We start from the raw sequence: 17,142 nt of genomic DNA on the forward strand, positions 1-17,142 counted from the left end.
TCAGTCAGAGGCGCTGGCGGGGCAGAACATCCAGATCCCGTTGCGCGCGTGATTGGGATCTTGGTGCCCGTTGGTCCAGCCATCCATCGTTGCCACCGTGTCGGCAAAGATCACGCCGTTGAATGTGGCGATCTGAACGGTCGGGAACAGGCTGTTGCCCCCCATCCTTGCGATGTTGGCTTGGGGTGTGTCGACGGTGTTGGTGCCATCCGGGGCGCGTCGGGTGAGCGTCAGTTGGTACAGGGCGTGATCCGGGTCTGCGGTGTCAAAGACCGCAGCCAGATCAGCGCCAGCGGACACAAGCCGTGCGCCTGGTCGGCCCGGCATAGGCGCGCCTGGTGCTTTGGTCATCACACCATCTGCACCGGCTGTGTAGACGTCGGTTTTAGCAGGTCCCTCCGCGCCCGGCGCCGAGAGGCAGAGCACCAGTTTGCCGCCGATCCAGTCCATCGCCGTGACGTCGTATTGGCTGTTGCTGGTGCCGTCGTCCAGCGTGGGCATTGGGGTCCAGGTTTTAAGGTCTTCGGTTTTGAACAACTGCGCGGTCTTGGGAAAGCTCTGCGCGTCTGCAAAAGTGTAGCAGGCCGCCCAGACATGGCCCTGTTCGTCTGCACACATGTTGCCCAGAATTGCGCCGTCTTCGGGCTGCGGCAGGTCGAGCGGCGGGGTTTGAAACCAGGTCTCAAGATCGTCGCTGTACCAAAGCGCCAAGGTCATCTTTGGCGTAAAGAGCGAGGCGCAGATGAACACGCGCGCGCCGTGCGCAAAGGTCGAAATCTGCGCGATCCTGTTGCTGTAAAAGGTGTCGTCGAACGTAGCGGTCCAGGGGGCCGGGGTCTTGTGCGTGGTCCAGGTCAGGCCATCCCTCGAGGACGACACCCGGCCCGTGTCTGGGGCGCCGTCAGCGTCGATGTCCTGGTACTGGATCGTGACCAGCCTGTCGGCGGTCGCGGTGATGGCGCTGCGCGAGATGTTGGGCGAGGGGCCGACGTAGATCCAGGTGTCGGTCGGCGGGCTGTAAGGCGCGGTATAGCCCTCGGGGTCGAGCGTTCCGGGGTTTTCTGGTGTCAGGGTATAGTCCGTTGGCAAGAGCCGTGGGATTGGCGTTTGCGGCCATATCAGCGCGCCGTCTGCGTCCAGAACGCTTGGGTCAATGTCGATCTTGGTCGGGCTGAGGCCCGGACCCGCGACCGTGACGCTTTGTGCGCTTTTGGGAGTGCATTTGAACTGGACGGCGGGCAGGCCCGTGTCGGTCCTTTTGGTGATTGCAGCAACGTCTGCCAGCACGGCCGGGTTCATGCCGAGCGTGATCTGTTTTTCCTGTTTTTCCGCCGATCCGTCGGCCTTTTGCCCGGTGGCGATGACGGTCACGACGGTGTCCTCGCTCAGGGCTTCGAGCGTGTAGTCGCCTTTGGCCGGGAGGGGGGTGCCGGGCTGGCCTTTGACGGACCGCACCGATTGACCGGGCCAGCTGATTTCGATGAGCGCGCCGTGGGTGGCCTGCCACGACAGGGTGACGTCGCCCATGTAGTCGAAGGTCGGCGTGTCCACGACCACGTTGCCAAGGTGCAGCGGCGGGTTTTCCTTGGTGAGTTCGGTGTGCAGGGTGCCGATGCGGGGGGTGTCGGTGCCGCTGTGTTCTGTGATGGTGATCATTGTCGGTCCGGTTTCGTCGCTGACCAGGATGTTGCCGATGTCAAATTCCAGCCCCTTGGCGCCGACGCGGCCCGGATGGCCAGCGGTGTCTTTGGGTGTCAGGTGAAAGGTGGCGCCGTTCTGGCGCATGTCCCAGTCGGCGGGCGGGTTCAGTTTCAGCCCGGAGGGGTCAGCCGTCAGCGCGTCCCCAAAGGGGCCGACGACGAGGGTCACCGTGATTTCCGTGATCTCTACCAGTTGGTCGAGCGTGTTGGACACGTCCAGGGTCAGCGTCAGATGTTCGCCGCAAAAGGGCGGTGCGGGCGTGGTGTTCAGCCCATAGCTGAGGCGCGGCGGGAGCGCCTTTTTCGCCATGCTGGGCTGCGCTGCGCCAGGGTCAGCCATCGTCGGGGCCTGTTCCGTCGGGTGTGAAGGTCAGCCAGCCTTCCATCAGGGCGGGCGGGGCGGAGTCCAGCCGTGCCGCTTGTCCGGCTTTGACCAGTGACTTGACGGTGTAGCTGGGCGCTGTGCCCGGAGGTGTCGGTTCGCTCAGTTGTGCCCAGGCCCAGTCGCCGTGGCGTTCGGTTGGGTAGGGTACGCGCACTTGAGCGGTTTCGCTGATCACCGGCCCGGTGCGGAAGCTGAGTGCGAATTGCCCCATGGCGGGCGCGACAAAGGCGTCGGGCAGGGCGACGTTGCGGGTGGGGAGGATGCCGGTGGTGAGGTGCACGTCGCCGCGCGGGTCGAGCACCATCGTCAGCACCTGATCGGTGCCGTCAAAGGCAGTGCGCAGGTAGTTGCCCGGTGCGATCGGGTTCAGGTAGGGCGGGTTCGCGGGGGCCAGCCCTTGTGGGTCGTGGACCGCGTGGAAGCTGTCATAGCTGTCGCCCGTATAATAGCCCATCAGCCCGTCATCGAACAAATCGAGGCTGCCCAGCCGCACGTCCCATTCCAGCCCTTCGAGCCCGGCGCTGAGGTTTTGCAGCGTGTCCCGCCAGCTTTGGTTGGTGTAGGGTAGTCCATCCAGTTCCAACCCTAGTTTGCAGCGCACAAGCGCCAGCGGGCGGCCAATCAGCACCGACAGGTTCTGGTCCTTGCGCGCACCGAGGGGGTCGACCGTCCATTGCGTTTCATCCACGCAGGACAGGAAGTTGCGGAAGCCCGCCGCCCCGTCCGCGCGCGCCAGAAGGCCCTGCACAAAGCCGCCCAGGTGGCTGTTGGTGATTTGGCCGGGGTCCCTGACGGCCCCGGTGCTGTTGGGGGCGGGCAGCCAGCCAAGCTGTGCGGTGCCGGTTGTGTTGGCCAGTTCGATCAGTTCGCCCAAGGCTATGCCATCCGCGTCGTAGATGTTGAGTGCGCGGTCGAGGTGGTTGGGGATGATCCAGCCGCAGACCGGGTTCACATCCGCGGTCTGGCCGAGGATCTTGCTGTCATCGCTGGCAGAGAGAAAGTCAAAGTTGAGCCGCGCCGGTTGCACGACACGTGGTTGCAGGTACACCGCCTTGAGCAAGCTGGGCGTGCTGACGTTCTGGTCGGGCGGTGGTGCCAGCCCGGCACCGCAGAGGGGTCGGAACGCGGGACCCGTGCCGCCGTTGCCACCGGCCGTCATCAGATCGAGCGTTTGGCCAAAGGCGTCGACAACCGACAGGGCTTCGAATGTCATGTAACCGCCCCGCACCGGAAAGAAAAACGGGTTGCCCATGCCGAACCTGAGCGTCTGGTTGCCCTTGGTGGGGTCGGGCGTTTCGTTGTACTGCGCCCCGATATGCGGCGCGATGTCGTCGCTGGGTGGGTTGCTGGGATTGACGGTGCGCATCACCAGCGCGTCACTGAGCCCGGTCAGCCGTTGCGACATGAAGTTCATCTCGCCCACGGTTTCGATCAGGTCTTCGACGGCTTGCAGGCCCGCCTCGGGCGCTTTGGCGGTGGTGATGTAGTGGTGCAGCCGCGAGATCAGGGCAAAGTTGGCCTGTCCGGTCAGGAACGTCCGTCCGCTGTAGCCTTGGGACCCGTGTGCGGGGTTGCCCCCGGTCCAGACATAGTCGGTGCCGTCAAAGGCCCAGTCGCCGAGGTCAAAGCCCCAGTTGTCGCACTGTTCACCCGGTGCGGCGTTGCCCGTGTTGTCGGTGTTGGTGGTGGCGTAAAAGTTGATGGTCCATTGCAGGTAGAGAGGCGACCAGGCTTGTTGCCAGGTGACATAGGCGCTGTGTTCCCGGAGTGCAGGCGTGCCTTGGGTCGTGACCGGTGCCTGAAAGTCGCTGATTGCGTCGGACAGGGCTGTGATCTGGGCCGTGTTGCCCGGTCCGCCATTGACCACTGCGACCATTGTGGCGGCGTTTTGGGGATCGGCCAGGAATGTTTCGGTGCATAGCGCGGAAATCCCCCCCTGAAGGGCGGTGGAAAAGTGTGGGTTGGTGACCATTGCCGTCTCGGCGGAAAACACTGACGCGGGGCTGATGTCCGTGCTGTTTTCGACCCCGGTGATGATGCCGGTGGCGGTCTGGTCCTGTGTGCGGCAGATCAGCGTGTCGTCCCAGCCCGTGCCGGAGGTGTATTGCGGGTGCTGGGTCTTTTGCTTGGCCGAGGGTTGCAGCCCGGCGACCATCACCACCGGGTCCACCGGCGCGTGGAAGGGTTCGGCGCCTGATGCCTTGAGCGTCCATTGTGCGGGGTCCAGTTTGAGCACGGTTGCCGCATATTGCGCGATGCTGACCGGGTTTGTGGGTTGGGGCAACGAAGCGGCCTGGCGACCGAGTGCCGCCTCTTGGTCGATCACCTGTTTGTAGAGGCCCGGTTGGGTCGGGTCGAGGTTGTCGGTGATCGTCTTGAGGATCTGGTCGGGGTCCGACACCGTCGCCTGCCAGTCGGTATCAAAGGCGCTGCGCTTGTCCTTCCACCAGGTCGCAAAGAGGGACCATTTCATCGATTGCAAATCGCGCAGCGCGCTGTCGAGGGCGACCTGTGCCTGGTTCAACTGTGCGAGGGCGACCTGTTGCTCGTGGGTCAGCGGATCGCCCGGCGGCATGGCGGCAGCGGTCAGACCGGCAAAGCTGTCGTTGCTGGCGGCCACGATGTCCCATGTGGTGCCGCCCGGCTGGGTCGAGAACCAGGCATCGTGGATCAGTGCCTCGATCTGCGCGGCCCCGTCCGCCTTGTCCAGCGTCTTGAGCGCGTTGAAGTTGAGCGCCTCGAGTTCCTGCACCTCGAGCGTGCCTGCGTCCACGGATGTGGCGTGTGATGCGACCAGAGCCGACAGGGCGTCTGCGGCGGTGTTGCCCACGCACACGGTCATCCCGTTTGCATTGGGGTTGATGCGGGGCGGAATGTTGACGTTGGTCCAGGTCACCGTGTGGATCATGCCGTGATAGAGACTGCTATTGGGCATCTCGGCGGCTGTGGTGGGTGGGTTGTCCACCTGCCAGTTCAGGTGTTCCATCAGCGCGGTCCACGCGGCCTCTGGGTCGGACGCGGTGGTCCAGGCCGTGCGGGTGCCGGTGCAATTGTCGCCCCAGTGGGTGACCTCGCCATAGAGCGGGTCAGCGTTTGGATCGGAGTACCAGCCCACGACCTGATAGGTGAAGGCCGCGTTTTCCGGGTAAGGCACCTTGAGCGTGCCACCGTTCGAGCCGAGATCGTCATAGATGCCAAAGACGTTTTCAGCCCCCGGCTGGAATGCGTGAAAGGTCATCTCGCCCGGCCCAATGGCGCGCAGGAACAGGTCGGTGCCAGCCGCGCTGCTTTCACCCTGCCAGGCTGACAACAGGCGCGACACGCCGATGTTGGTCGGCACGACCTGTCCGTCCGTGCTGGTGGTGGGATCGACAAAGGGGGCAGCACCGTCGGTTGTGCTGACTTCGTCCGAGGTGAGGATCCAGCTTGTCGTCTGGCGCGGGCTGTCGGTGCTGGTTGCGGGGTCAAAGCGGGTGATCATCCAGCGATTGGGCACGAGGGGAAAGCAGACCTCGGGGCTGGGTGCGATGTCGACCTTGGGGGCAGAGGTATAGCCTGTGCCTGCCGACAGGACCGTGATCGCGCTGACTGCGCCGTCGTGCAGTTCCGCCACTGCGGCGGCGCCAGTGCCGCCGCCGCCCGTCAGGGTGATGGTGGGCGGCACGACATAGCCTGAGCCGGGGTTGATCAGGGCGAGGTCGCTGACGCCGTCGGCTGTCAGTTCCGCCTCGGCGGTGGCGCGGATTTGGGTGCCGTGGACCAGCGCCTTGGGCAGGGCCCAGTGCAGGTGTATCCCGGTCTTGGGTGGTTGCCCCATTTGACTGGGTTGCGGTTGTGGGTCGTTGAACGTGTTGAGCTGCGCGTAGTCGACCAAACCGCGATACCAGTTCTGGTGGGCGACAACGGCGTCGTTGACCATCAGTGCTTCGAGGGCCAGCGGGACAAGGAGGGGGGTTGAGCTGGGCATGCGTGTTATCCCTTGTCTGAGCCGGGCGCGGCCTGGTTCTGGAAGATCATTTGTTCAGGCGCGCGCACCATTTGGATGGCAAAGTCGGCGGCATCAAAGGGCGCGGGCAGGGTGCCGCCGTAAGCGGTCGTCAGGCCCTGTGACAGGGCGCTAGCCAGTGCGGTGGTGTTCACAACGGGCGAGGGCGCTGTTGCGTCGCGGTAGAGCGTCGTGACGTCGACCGAACGGCCGGGGATGATGTCGCCAATGGGTTGGCTCTGCCCATCCGACACCCAGCGCAGATCGACAATGCCATTGTCCTCGTGCCCAAAGGCAAGTTGTTCGGCGGGTTCGCCGATTTCGATCCATGCGGGCGGTTCGGGGAACAGCACCAGCATCACATCCGGGGCCAGCCGGTCGATGCGCAGTGCCTTCATCGGGGCGCTGGGTGTCGGGTCGGTTGCGCCCGCCGCGAGGGTCGAGGTTTTGTAAGCGCGGATTTCGAGCCCGGGCCAGCCTGACACAACAGAAGAGCGCATCAGGACTCCGGCCAGTGGCACGCCGGGGTCCGGTGCCGGGTTCGGCACTGTTTGGCCCATCAGTTTGGCGCGTGTCTGCACCATCTCTTGCTGGGTGGCATCCGCCAGCAGCGTGTAGTTCAGCGCCTGGTAGAGCACCTCGTGCCCGTTTTCGAGCCCGACACTGAGCGCGCCATCCACAAGCGCCTTTTGATAGTTGGGGTCGACGTAAAAGAAGCGCAGCGATTCCGTGGGCAGGGCACGTGTGTCGGGCACCATCTGGGCAAAGGGCACGCCGTCCATCAGCCTCAACTGGCCCAGCCAGTCCACCACATAGGACAGGAACGAGGGCGCCGGGTCACCCAGATCGGTGCCGTTCATCTTGGCCAGCAGTGCTGCGACGGCGGGTTGCGCCAGCAGCGATTTGAGCGCCGTGACCACGTTTTGTGGGGGCGGCGCGGTTGCGGTGGGTGTTGTCGTTTCTGGCGTCTTGTCCACGTCGGCCTGACCAACCGTGGGCGCGATGTTTTCCGCAAAGGTGGTGGTGAGGTACGCCATCACCGCATCCGACAGCAGGTCCGCCTCAAGCAGGGTTTCCAGTTCGGCCACGGTGTCCGGGTCGTCCTGGGTCAGGTCGGGGCTGGGCAGGACCGATTGCAGGACGCCGTTGGACGTGGCGTTGATCCGTGCCAGCAATGTGTTGGTCAGCGTGATACCTTGCCTCCGCCAGCCGCGCAGTTGCGTGGCAAAGTTGGGGTCTGACAGGCCCAGGAGCCGCCCGGCCTGCCAGCCCGCCGCATAGGATTGGTCAAAGAGGCCGGTGGTCTGGTCGTAGATCATGGCCGATCCGGCGCTGTCCCATGCTTCGGGCATGTCAAAGGGTGGCACGGGCAGGGGCGTGAACGGCCCACGGTACCAGGCGAAACTGTCGACGCCCGCCCGCGTCTGGTATTCGAGGGCGGTATAGCCCTGGGCAAAGGCACCTTGGACCGACGCGGCAGCGGGCGATCCGTCGCCCGGCCCCGGATCGGGCATGCGCAGGAGCAGCGCGTCCTTGGTTGTGCCATCCACCCCTGCGGGTGCGGCAAGGTTCTGCATGAGGTCGCGGAAATCACCCGCCTCTGACAGGCAATAGAACGACCAGGAAAAGAGCGACACCAGCCGCACGTTTTCGACCGCAACGCCGGTGGTGGGATCCGTGGGCCAGGTGGGCGTTGCGCCGAGGTAGTCTTGCCACCCTTCGAGGGACACCAGATGCGCCTGCCAATGCGCCCGTGTGCGCGCCGATGCAGCCGCCCCTGTGCCGGTGCCGCCCGCGAAGGTGACGGTGGGTGGGGCGGTATAGCCGGTGCCGGGATTGGTCAGCGTCAGATGTGTGACCTGATCACCCGTCAGCCCCGCCACGGCGGTCGCCCCTGTGCCGCCGCCGCCGGTGATCGTGACTGTTGGTGCGGTGGTGTAGCCTTGGCCGGTTGCGGTCAGGGTCAGTTCGGCCACGGGGCCGGGACCGGGCGCGGGAAAGCGGTTGCCGACAACCACGCCAAATTCGGTGGTGCCGGTTGCGGTGCCTGTTTCCTTGTCCCCGGTCGGCACGTCGCGCACATGGGCGAGCCAACGCGGTTCGACGTCCGTTCCGCCATAGCGGGGCATGAGCGCGGTGAACGTCGCGGTGGGCAGGTCGATGGCGCGGCCTTGGACGCCCCGCGCGGCCAGTGCTGTGGCGTTCTGGCCGTCGCCTGTGATCTCGACCGTGGGTGTCGTGGTATAGCCGGTGCCTGCCGCCGTGACAGTCGCACCCAGGATCACCCCGTTGGTGACCGTGGCGCTGGCGGTGGCCCCGCTGCCACCCCCGCCCTTGAGCGTGACGGTGGCGTCGCTGGCGTAGCCTGACCCCTGCTGATTGATGGTGATGTGGCTGACGGTGCCCGCGCTGATCACGGCGGTTGCGGCAAATCCGGTGCCAGCCCCCGACAAGGTGACTGTGGGTGCGGTGGTGTATCCGCTGCCGCCTGCGTCCACGGTCAGCGCGGTGACCACGCCGTTGCCAATCACGGCATCGGCGCTGGCCCCGGTGCCGCCGCCGCCCGACAGGGTCAGCGTTGCATCCGCATAGCCCGCGCCGCCGTTCGTGATGGTGATGGCCGTGACCTGATCCATCAGGTCCTGACGGTCAGGCGGCCCGATCTGTGGTCCCAGTGTGCCGGGTGGCGGGCTGAGGATGTCGGAGGCGCGAAAGGTTGTGAGCGGGGTGCTGAGTTCATCCGCCTGCACCAGCAGGACGGCCAAATAGGGCGTGTCGTTGTCCGAGGTCGTGAGCGCCCGTTCCCATGGCAGCGCCCCACCAGTCAGCGTGACCGAGGCGAGGTTCTGATCAAAGGCGCCGACCTGCCCGGCGGGGGGAAAGACGGCGTGCACGTCAGCGGGGTCGAGGGCATAGCGCGGTGCGGCCACGGACACGAGCTGTGCCAATGGCAGCGGGCCGGGAAAGGCGGTGGGCGGCAGGTCCTGACCCCCGGTCTGCGTCTCGACATTGGTGCTGGCGACCGTCTGTTTGACCGAAATCGTATAGTCGCCGCCGTGCAGTGCCGGGATGTGCCGGTCAAAGAACTGGATGTCATTCAGCGGCAGGCTGCCCGGCGCGGTAGGTTTGGTGGTCATCGCTGTGCGCCTTGTGATCGTGTGAGAGGGCCGGGCATCACGCTGCCACGCGGCCCAGCATGGGCGCCCCTGCAAAGCTGGTGGGGATGGCATCGACAAAGGGCTGCATGTCGCCATTTGTTCCTGCGTTCACCCCGGCCGCGCCCAGTGCGTCAAACAGGCTGGTGCGCTGCGCCGTGACGTCTGCCGCAGCGGCGGTTGCGGCGATGGTTGCCAGCGAAGCGTCGTTTGGCACCGGTGTGCCGGTTTGCGCATCTTGGGGCAAGGGCAGAAGGTTGTTGTCCGCCGCCGTGGGGTTGATCGGATCGCTGGCGAGGTTGGCCTGAGGGATGGGCGGTGGCCCGGTCATGGGGTGCTTTTTTGGGCCGATCCCGGACAGGCCGGTCATCCGGCCGGGCAGAACCTTGGCCTCGGCCGCCGGTGTCTTGCCCGGCGCGATGGGGATGCCCCAGAGGGCTTCTGGCACGGATTTGGCCGCGATGGTCCAATTCCAGTCGGTATCGAGGTTTTGCACCTCTTTGGTGTCCAGATGCACGACGCTGAGGTCCAGCACCGAGCTGGTGCAATTGATCCCCATGGGCCGCACCCCGACATAGTAGCCGTCAGCGCGTGCGCAGGTGGGAAAGGTGCTGCCGGACGGGGCGGGCGGCACGTTTGGATCAACAGGGTCAAGCGTGAGCGGCGCGAGCGGTGTCGCGGCATCAGGGCCGTTGAGGTTGAGTTGTGTTAGCGGCCACGCGGTTTCGACGTCAAAGGTAAAGGCGCTGGCCCGCACGAGCCATGCGCCGTCGGCGTCCTTGGCGGGCACTTGCCCGCCCGTGATCTTGAGAGTGACCACGTTTTCAAAGGGGGGCGACGCCGCTTGCGCCTGCATCATCGGCTGGATGGCGGCGGTCTGGGCGGGCGTGTTCTGGGGCAAGAGGGTGGTGAAGTTGTTCCAGTCGACATAGCCGCCGATCTCGTTCTTGCTGGCGCCAAAGCCGACGGTAAAGGACGCGACCCACAGGTGGACGCGCGCCTCGCCCCCGGTGGGTGGCCCCCAAAGCTCGAGGCTGGCCCCGACTTCGACTTTGATCGTGGCGGTCACGAACAGCAGTTTGACCCGCACCGAGACGCCGATGGTGACGCCGATGTCGATGATGTAGGCAAAGGGTTTCCACTGGATCAGGAAATCCGCATGGGCGGTGAACCAGGCCTTGATCGCGCCGGAGTGGAATTGGATATCAAGCCCGCCGCCGCCCATGATCGCAGAGGGTGTGAGGGCGAAATAGGCGGTGCCTGTGACGGTGACCTGATCCGACACTTTCCAATTGAACCCCAGCCGCGGTTCATCCGGATACCACGCGGGTTTCCTGAAGTAGGGTGAGTATCCCCCGACGGTCAGAACAAAGTCGCCGGCATGGGGGCTGGGGTCGAACCACACGAAAAAGGCAAAGCCGCCGGTCAGTTTGCAGTCTTTGGTCAGCACATAGGAATTGGGCGTGATTTGCAGCGTTGCGCCCAGCACGCCTTGGGCCGGGACAAACAGCACCTCGAGCCCCAGCTCGACATAGGCGAAGGTTTCGGACCCTTCCTGAGGCAGCTTGATGCGGGACAGGCCCAGCACGGCGACCTCGAACGTCTTGCCGAATTCGATCACCAGAAGGGCGTTTGATTTGATCAGCTCATAGGATGTGAACTGTACCCCCGCGGCAAAGAAGTTCACGCCCTGGGCGGGGGGAATGTAGTCCTTGAGTGCGGCCAAAGCCTCGGCGGGGCTGGCGCCTTTGCCACCCACGGCGGCCGGGTTGGTCAGGCCCGCCACCAGCGGAAAGTCCTGTACCTTGTCCTGCGCCGGGATTTTCAGCGCGCGGTTGTAGCCAAAGCCGCCACTGACCCCGGTGACAAAAAAGAAGCCCGGCCCACCGATGGTCGCATCGACCATGGCAAAGACGAACAGGGACGGGTGCCCCTGAACCTCGGCCCAGGACCCCATGGCCGAGACGGTCCATTTGTCCCCGATCTTGACCAGCGCCTGACCGTTGTATTCGGCGATCTTGTTGCCATCGACGATGACCTCGTCCTTGAACAGGCCGCCACTGATGTCGACGGACCCGGCTTGCAGCGTGAAATCCAGCCCCTCAAGCCCGAGGGAATAGTCACTGATCGTGCCGGGTGTGCGCAGGGGGATGCCGACCGACAGACCCTTGAGTTCGACCTCGAGCTTGGACACCGTGACCTTGGCATCAAAGAGCAGCCCCAGATCGAGGTCGGTGTTGGGCTGTTTCCATTCCAGCCCAAAAGTCTTGAGAAACAGCGGGCCAAAGCTGCGCTGGATCGGCAGGATCACCTTGTCGGAGGGTTTGTCCTTTTGATCAAAGAGCTGGAAGTTGACTGTGGTGGGGTTGGCCGGGTCGTGCACCCAGCCGAGGGCCGCGGAAAACTCGGGCGCAACGGCTTGTTTGTCCGCGCCTTTGTCCTGACCCTTGGCGGGCGTTTTCTGGGCCGGGGACGTGCCGGAAGACAACAGATTGGCCGCCACTGGATTGCCGGACGCCCCTTTGGTGACATTACCGACCGGCAGGCCGAACTTGTCGATGCGCATGGCGATGCCCCATGGCACAGGCCGTACCTTGGCAAAGTCGATCGAGACGGAAAAGCGCGGCTCAACCCCGCCCAAGGTTACCCCTTTGATCGAGGCCAGCGGTGTCTTTTCCGCGCCGTTGTAGTCGAGGCCGAGGCTGACCAGTTCGAGCCGTGGTTTGAAGGCGGGGATTGCGCCGGTTTCACGGACCACAAACAGGGAAATGCCGGGTGCGAGGCTCGTGCCTTTGGGGTCGGAGCGTTTGATCCAGTTGTTCTTGTCGCTTTCGCCCGTCAGCCATTTGCCCGCCTGCAGCTTGAGCACGTTTGGTTTTTTCCCGCCGGATTTGGCGGGGGTGGGCGCGGTTGGCGTTTTCTTTTTCTCTGCGGTCACGTGAATGTTGGGCACGGTCACGCGCAGGCCGTAGTCGGTGGCGGTTTTGTCCAGCACGTCCTCGGACACGATGTAAACCCCGCCCTCCTGGATCTTGAACACGGGCGTTTTGCGGCTGGCCAGGACCTTGAGCCCTTCGGCGAGCAACCATTCGGCGCAGGCCTTGGCGGACCCCAGGGATTGCAGCGTTTTGAAGTCGCCAAAGGTGTAGCCGCCGACGGTCTGGGTGGCGCTGGTTTTCAGCACGCCCAGGTCGACCAGAACGGCCCCGAGTGTGGTGCCGGTCGACGGGATTGTCTGACCCAGAATGGCGGCCACATTGGCCTGCGCCAGCATCGGATTGATCCAGTTCGACAGCGTTTCCAGCGCGGCCACCAGCCCGTCCAGCGTTTTGACGGTCGATTGCGGCGCGGGCGGCGTCATCCCGAGGAAGTCGAGCTCGAAGCTGGGTGGATCGTCGAAGGTCACGAGCCCTTTGAATTCGAGCCCATTGAAGCTGCCGTTCGGGAACGCAAAGGTGCCGGAGGTCTTGAGGTCCAGCGCGAGGGTGATTGGATCACTGGCGCTGCCGGTGACGACAATCGACGACGTCAGGGGCAGTTCGAACAGCGGGATTGCGGCCCATAGGCTGGCGTTGACCGGGTCGTCGTCGGACAGGGTGTGATAGAGGCCCAGAGACACGACAGAGCTGTCGCCCTCGTTGTCCTTGGGCAGCATCACGTAGACCGGGGTTTCGGTGTCGTCATATTTGATCTGAAACCAGGCATTGCCGTCGGGCGATATGCCCGAGGCATCGCCCAAAAGATCGCGCAGCAGGTCCAGAATGGCGTCGCGGTTGGCGGGGATCGCTTCGATGTATTGGACAGGGTTTTCGAACCACCCAAGGTTCAATGCAACATTGCTGCCTGCGGGCGTCAGCAGCCCAACCAGAACACCAATATCCTTGAGACGCGCGTCGATGGCGTCTGCGGGGAACTCTAGCCCCGTATCCGATTTTTCCAAAATTGTTTCCGCGTAACACTCGGTGTGTCGCCACGGCCCCCACTAACCAATGCAGTGAGCGTTGCACAGTTCGCGGGCATCCGTCTATCAATAGTTGTAGGCGCATGTCGCGGTGTTGGTTGACTTTTCCCCGGTGACCTGCGGACAGTTGCGCCATGTTGACACTGACCGATTTGCAAGAGGTCGCCGCATTTGTGCAGGCCCGGATGGCACCCACGCCGCAACATCACTGGCCTCTCTTGAGCGCGAAAACAGGCGCGGAGGTGTGGGTCAAACACGAGAACCACACGCCGACAGGTGCCTTTAAGGTGCGTGGTGCGCTGACGTTCATGGACTGGCTGGTGCGGACCCACCCGGAGATTTCGGGCATCTGCACAGCGACGCGGGGCAATCACGGGCAGGGCCAGGCGTGGGCCGCGACCAATGCCGGTTTGACGGCCAAGGTGTATGTGCCGCGCGGCAACTCGGTCGAAAAGAACGCGGCGATGCGCGCCTTTGGTGCCGAACTGATCGAGTATGGGGACGATTTCGACACCGCGCGGATGGAGGCGTTTCGGGTGGCCGAGGCAGAGGGGCTGTTCATTGTGCCGCCCTATCATCCTGAGTTGGTGCGGGGGGTGGCGACCTATGCGTTCGAGCTGTTCACGGCGCAGCCCGATCTGGACACGGTGTACGTGCCAATTGGATGCGGGTCGGGGATTTGCGGGACGATCATGGCACGCGATGCCCTGGGCCTGTCGACCAAGGTGGTGGGCGTCGTGTCCGATCAGGCACAGACCGCCAAGCTGTCGGTTGAGGCGGGGCGGTTGATCGAGACAAATTCGGCTGCGACCTTTGCCGACGGGATGGCGGTGCGGATGCCGGTGCAAGAGGCGTTTGACGTCTATTCCAAGGGGGCCGAGCGGATCATCGCAGTCACCGATGACGAGGTTGCCGCGGCGATCCGGCTCTATTTCACCGCGACGCACAACGTGGCCGAGGGCGCGGGCGCGGCCCCGCTGGCCGGTCTGATGCAGGAACGCGAGACGATGGCGGGCCGCAAGGTGGGCGTGATCCTCTGTGGTGGCAACATCGACACGGGGTGGTTCCGCACCGTGCTGGATGGTCAGACGCCCACCGTCTGATTTTACAAAATCGACACCAAACCGTTACGCAAGCGTAGTGCAAAACCGGCACGTGGTCGGGGACGATTTCCCGAAGGAGTGTCCCATGACCACGCACCTTGTTTGCATGACCTCGGCCCTGGCCCTGGTGACAGGCGCCGCATTTGCCGGCGACCATGCGCAGAAGAATTTCAACCGTATCGCATCGTTCCCAGTTGTCACGAACATGGCCGAAGGGGCGGACACCAGCCGCGAGTCCTCGCCCGAGATCATCGACGTGACGGCGGATGGCATGACGCTGGTTTACACCGACAGCCCGCTTGAGGCCTTGGGCATGGTGGACATCACCGATCCGGTCAAGCCTGCGCCGCTAGGCACAATTGATGTGGGTGGTGAGCCGACGTCGGTGTCGGTCATTGGCACAACCGCCTTTGTTGGTGTGAACACGTCTCAGAGCTATGTCGCGCCATCGGGCAAGATGCTGGCCATCGATACTTCGAGCGGTGAGGTCCTCGCGTCCTGCACGCTGGCGGGTCAGCCGGACAGCATCGCCAAGTCGCCCGACGGGTCCTTTGTCGCGGTTGCGATTGAAAACGAGCGTGACGAGGATCTGAACGGCGGCGTGATCGCGCAACTGCCCGCAGGCACTTTGCAGATGATCGACGTTGTGAGCGGGTCGCTGGATTGCGCCAGCATCGTGACAGCGGACCTGACCGGTTTGGCCAACGTGGCCACCGGCGATCCCGAACCGGAATATGTGTCGATCAATGCGCTGGGCGAGACAGTCGTCACCCTGCAAGAGAACAATCACATGGTGGTTGTGGCCCGTGATGGCAGCATCGTGAGCCATTTTTCCGCTGGATCGGTGGACCTGGAAGGCATCGACGCCACGGACGAGCGAGGCGCATTGATCTTTGACGAGGTGCAGCGCGACAGGCTGCGTGAGCCAGACGCGGTGACGTGGATCGATGATCAGCATTTCGCGACGGCGAACGAGGGCGATTACGAAGGCGGCAGCCGCGGTTGGACGATCTTTCACAAGGATGGGTCGGTTGTTTTCGAAAGCGGTGTGACCTTTGAACACGCGATGATCCAGATCGGGCACTACCCGGACAAGCGGTCGGACAGCAAAGGTGTTGAGCCGGAAAGCGTGACAACGGGCACCTATGGTGGTGTGCCGTTTGTGTTTGTCGGGTCCGAGCGCGGATCGATTGTCGGGGTGTATGACATCACGGACCCAGCGGCGCCGGTTTTGAGACAGATGCTGCCGTCGGGGATCGGGCCAGAGGGGTTCGTGACCATCCCGGCGCGCAACCTGCTGGTGTCGGCCAATGAGGTGGATGGCCTCGAGGACGGCGCGGCGCGGGCGCATGTGATGATCTATGAATACGCTGAGGGCGACGCGGTTTACCCGCACTTGACATCGGCGGGCATGGATAGGCTGACCGGATGGGGCGCGATTTCTGGCATGGCGGCCAAAGACGGCCTGATCTATGCGGTGTCGGACAGCTTCTACAGCTATCAGCCGCGCATCTTTGTCATCGACCCCAGCCAGCCCCCGGCGCGGATCGTGGATGCGATTGACGTCACCCGTGCGGGCCGTCCGGCGCAAAAGTTGGACATGGAAGGTATAGCCGTGGACGGCGACGCGTTCTGGATCGCCTCGGAAGGGCGCACAGACCGGGTCATCCCTCATGCGATTTACAAGGTTGGTGCTGATGGCGGCATCGAAGAGGAAATCGGTCTGCCTGCAGAGCTGATGGCCGTGGAAAAGCGGTTTGGTTTTGAAGGGATCACCAAGGTTGGCGACACCCTGTGGATGGCCGTGCAGCGCGAGTGGAAGGATGACCCCGCCGACCACGTGAAGCTGGTGTCCTACAACATCCAGACCGAAGAGTGGGGTGCCGTGCATTACCCCAAGGCGTCTGCCGACAAGGGCTGGGTCGGATTGTCGGAGATCACGGCCTATGGCGACCACGTCTATATCGTGGAGCGTGACAACCAGCACGGCATCGAGGCGGTCACCAAGAAAGTGTACCGCGTGCCGCTGGCCGACATGCAGCCCGCGCCTTTGGGTGGCGATCTGCCTGTGGTTGGCAAAGAGTTGGTGACTGATCTGATCCCGGCGCTGACGTCGACGGGGGGCTATGTGCTCGACAAGGTCGAGGGCATGGCGATCATGGACGATGGCACCGCGTGGATTTCCACGGACAATGACGGTGTGGACGACCATTCGGGCGAGACGATGTTCTTTTCCATCGGCCAGATGTGACGCCACGCACCCCTGAAACAGAAACGCCGCCCCAGTGATCGGGCGGCGTTTTTTGTTGTTCAAGGGAAAGACAGAGTTGGCCCGGTGCCCGAGGGGAGGAGCACCGGACCGCCGTCGGTCAAGTCTTGGGCTTAGTTGACGGCTTTGGCGTCAACCACATCCGCCTCGATGGCGGCCTGGCTGGCGATTTCGATCCGGCGGGGTTTCAGCGCCTCTGGCACTTCCTTGACCAGGTCGATGTGCAGCATCCCGTCGGTGTTGCTGGCCCCGGTCACGACCACGTGGTCGGCCAGGTGGAACTTGCGTTCAAAGGCCCGCGTGGCGATGCCACGGTGCAGGTAGGTCTTGTCTTCGGTCTCGGCTTTGCGGGCCGTCACGATCAGGCTCTTTTCCCGCACTTCGACGCTGAGGTCGGCATCGGAGAACCCGGCGACTGCGATCGAGATACGATAGGCGTCGTCATCGGTTTTTTCGATGTTGTAGGGCGGGTAACTGTTTGCGCTGTTGTCGGTCGCGGTGACCCGGTCCATCAGGTCGGCGATTTGGTCAAAGCCGACGGTTGCGCGGTAGAGCGGTGCAAAATCATATGTACGCATTGTTAT

The 17,142-nt window shown here is 63.8% G+C and carries 7 protein-coding genes; 2 read left to right on the top strand and 5 right to left on the bottom strand.

Translation table 11 applies throughout. From position 1 onward, the window contains the following. Genes Q0936_RS00760 through Q0936_RS00775 form a run of 4 tightly spaced genes read right to left on the bottom strand, consistent with a single transcriptional unit; the run spans window position 1 to window position 13,165 of the window. Window positions 1-2,040 carry a hypothetical protein gene (locus Q0936_RS00760; RefSeq protein ID WP_299297359.1) on the bottom strand — a complete coding sequence of 680 codons (2,040 nt, stop codon included), beginning with the start codon at window positions 2,038-2,040 and terminating at the stop codon, window positions 1-3. Continuing rightward, the gene (locus tag Q0936_RS00765) at window positions 2,033-6,052 is read right to left on the bottom strand and encodes a hypothetical protein (protein ID WP_299377794.1); all 4,020 of its coding nucleotides are present in this window, start codon (window positions 6,050-6,052) and stop codon (window positions 2,033-2,035) included. Before Q0936_RS00765 ends, Q0936_RS00760 begins: the two co-directional genes overlap by 8 nt. Before the next feature lie 5 nt (window positions 6,053-6,057). Further along, window positions 6,058-9,207: a hypothetical protein gene (locus Q0936_RS00770; RefSeq protein WP_299294737.1), complete on the bottom strand. Its 3,150-nt coding sequence runs from the start codon at window positions 9,205-9,207 to the stop codon at window positions 6,058-6,060. A gap of 37 nt (window positions 9,208-9,244) precedes the next feature. Continuing rightward, a complete protein-coding gene (locus Q0936_RS00775) occupies window positions 9,245-13,165 on the bottom strand; it encodes a DUF6603 domain-containing protein (RefSeq protein WP_299294735.1) in 3,921 nt (1,306 codons plus the stop codon). 155 nt (window positions 13,166-13,320) lie between these two features. Here Q0936_RS00775 and Q0936_RS00780 point away from each other — a divergent pair, with 155 nt between their 5' ends. Further along, window positions 13,321-14,289, top strand: coding sequence for a threonine dehydratase (locus Q0936_RS00780; RefSeq protein ID WP_299294733.1), 969 nt, complete (start codon window positions 13,321-13,323; stop codon window positions 14,287-14,289). Between the two features lie 85 nt (window positions 14,290-14,374). Beyond that, window positions 14,375-16,540 carry an esterase-like activity of phytase family protein gene (locus Q0936_RS00785; protein WP_299294731.1) on the top strand — a complete coding sequence of 722 codons (2,166 nt, stop codon included), beginning with the start codon at window positions 14,375-14,377 and terminating at the stop codon, window positions 16,538-16,540. 131 nt (window positions 16,541-16,671) lie between these two features. On the opposite strand, the gene Q0936_RS00790 is transcribed toward Q0936_RS00785, so the two are convergent. Next, the gene (locus tag Q0936_RS00790; protein WP_299139544.1) at window positions 16,672-17,136 is read right to left on the bottom strand and encodes an Hsp20 family protein; all 465 of its coding nucleotides are present in this window, start codon (window positions 17,134-17,136) and stop codon (window positions 16,672-16,674) included. Window positions 17,137-17,142: the final 6 nt, after the last annotated feature.

Origin of the sequence: uncultured Tateyamaria sp., from assembly GCF_947488715.1 — a bacterium.
Classification (GTDB): Bacteria; Pseudomonadota; Alphaproteobacteria; order Rhodobacterales; family Rhodobacteraceae; genus Tateyamaria.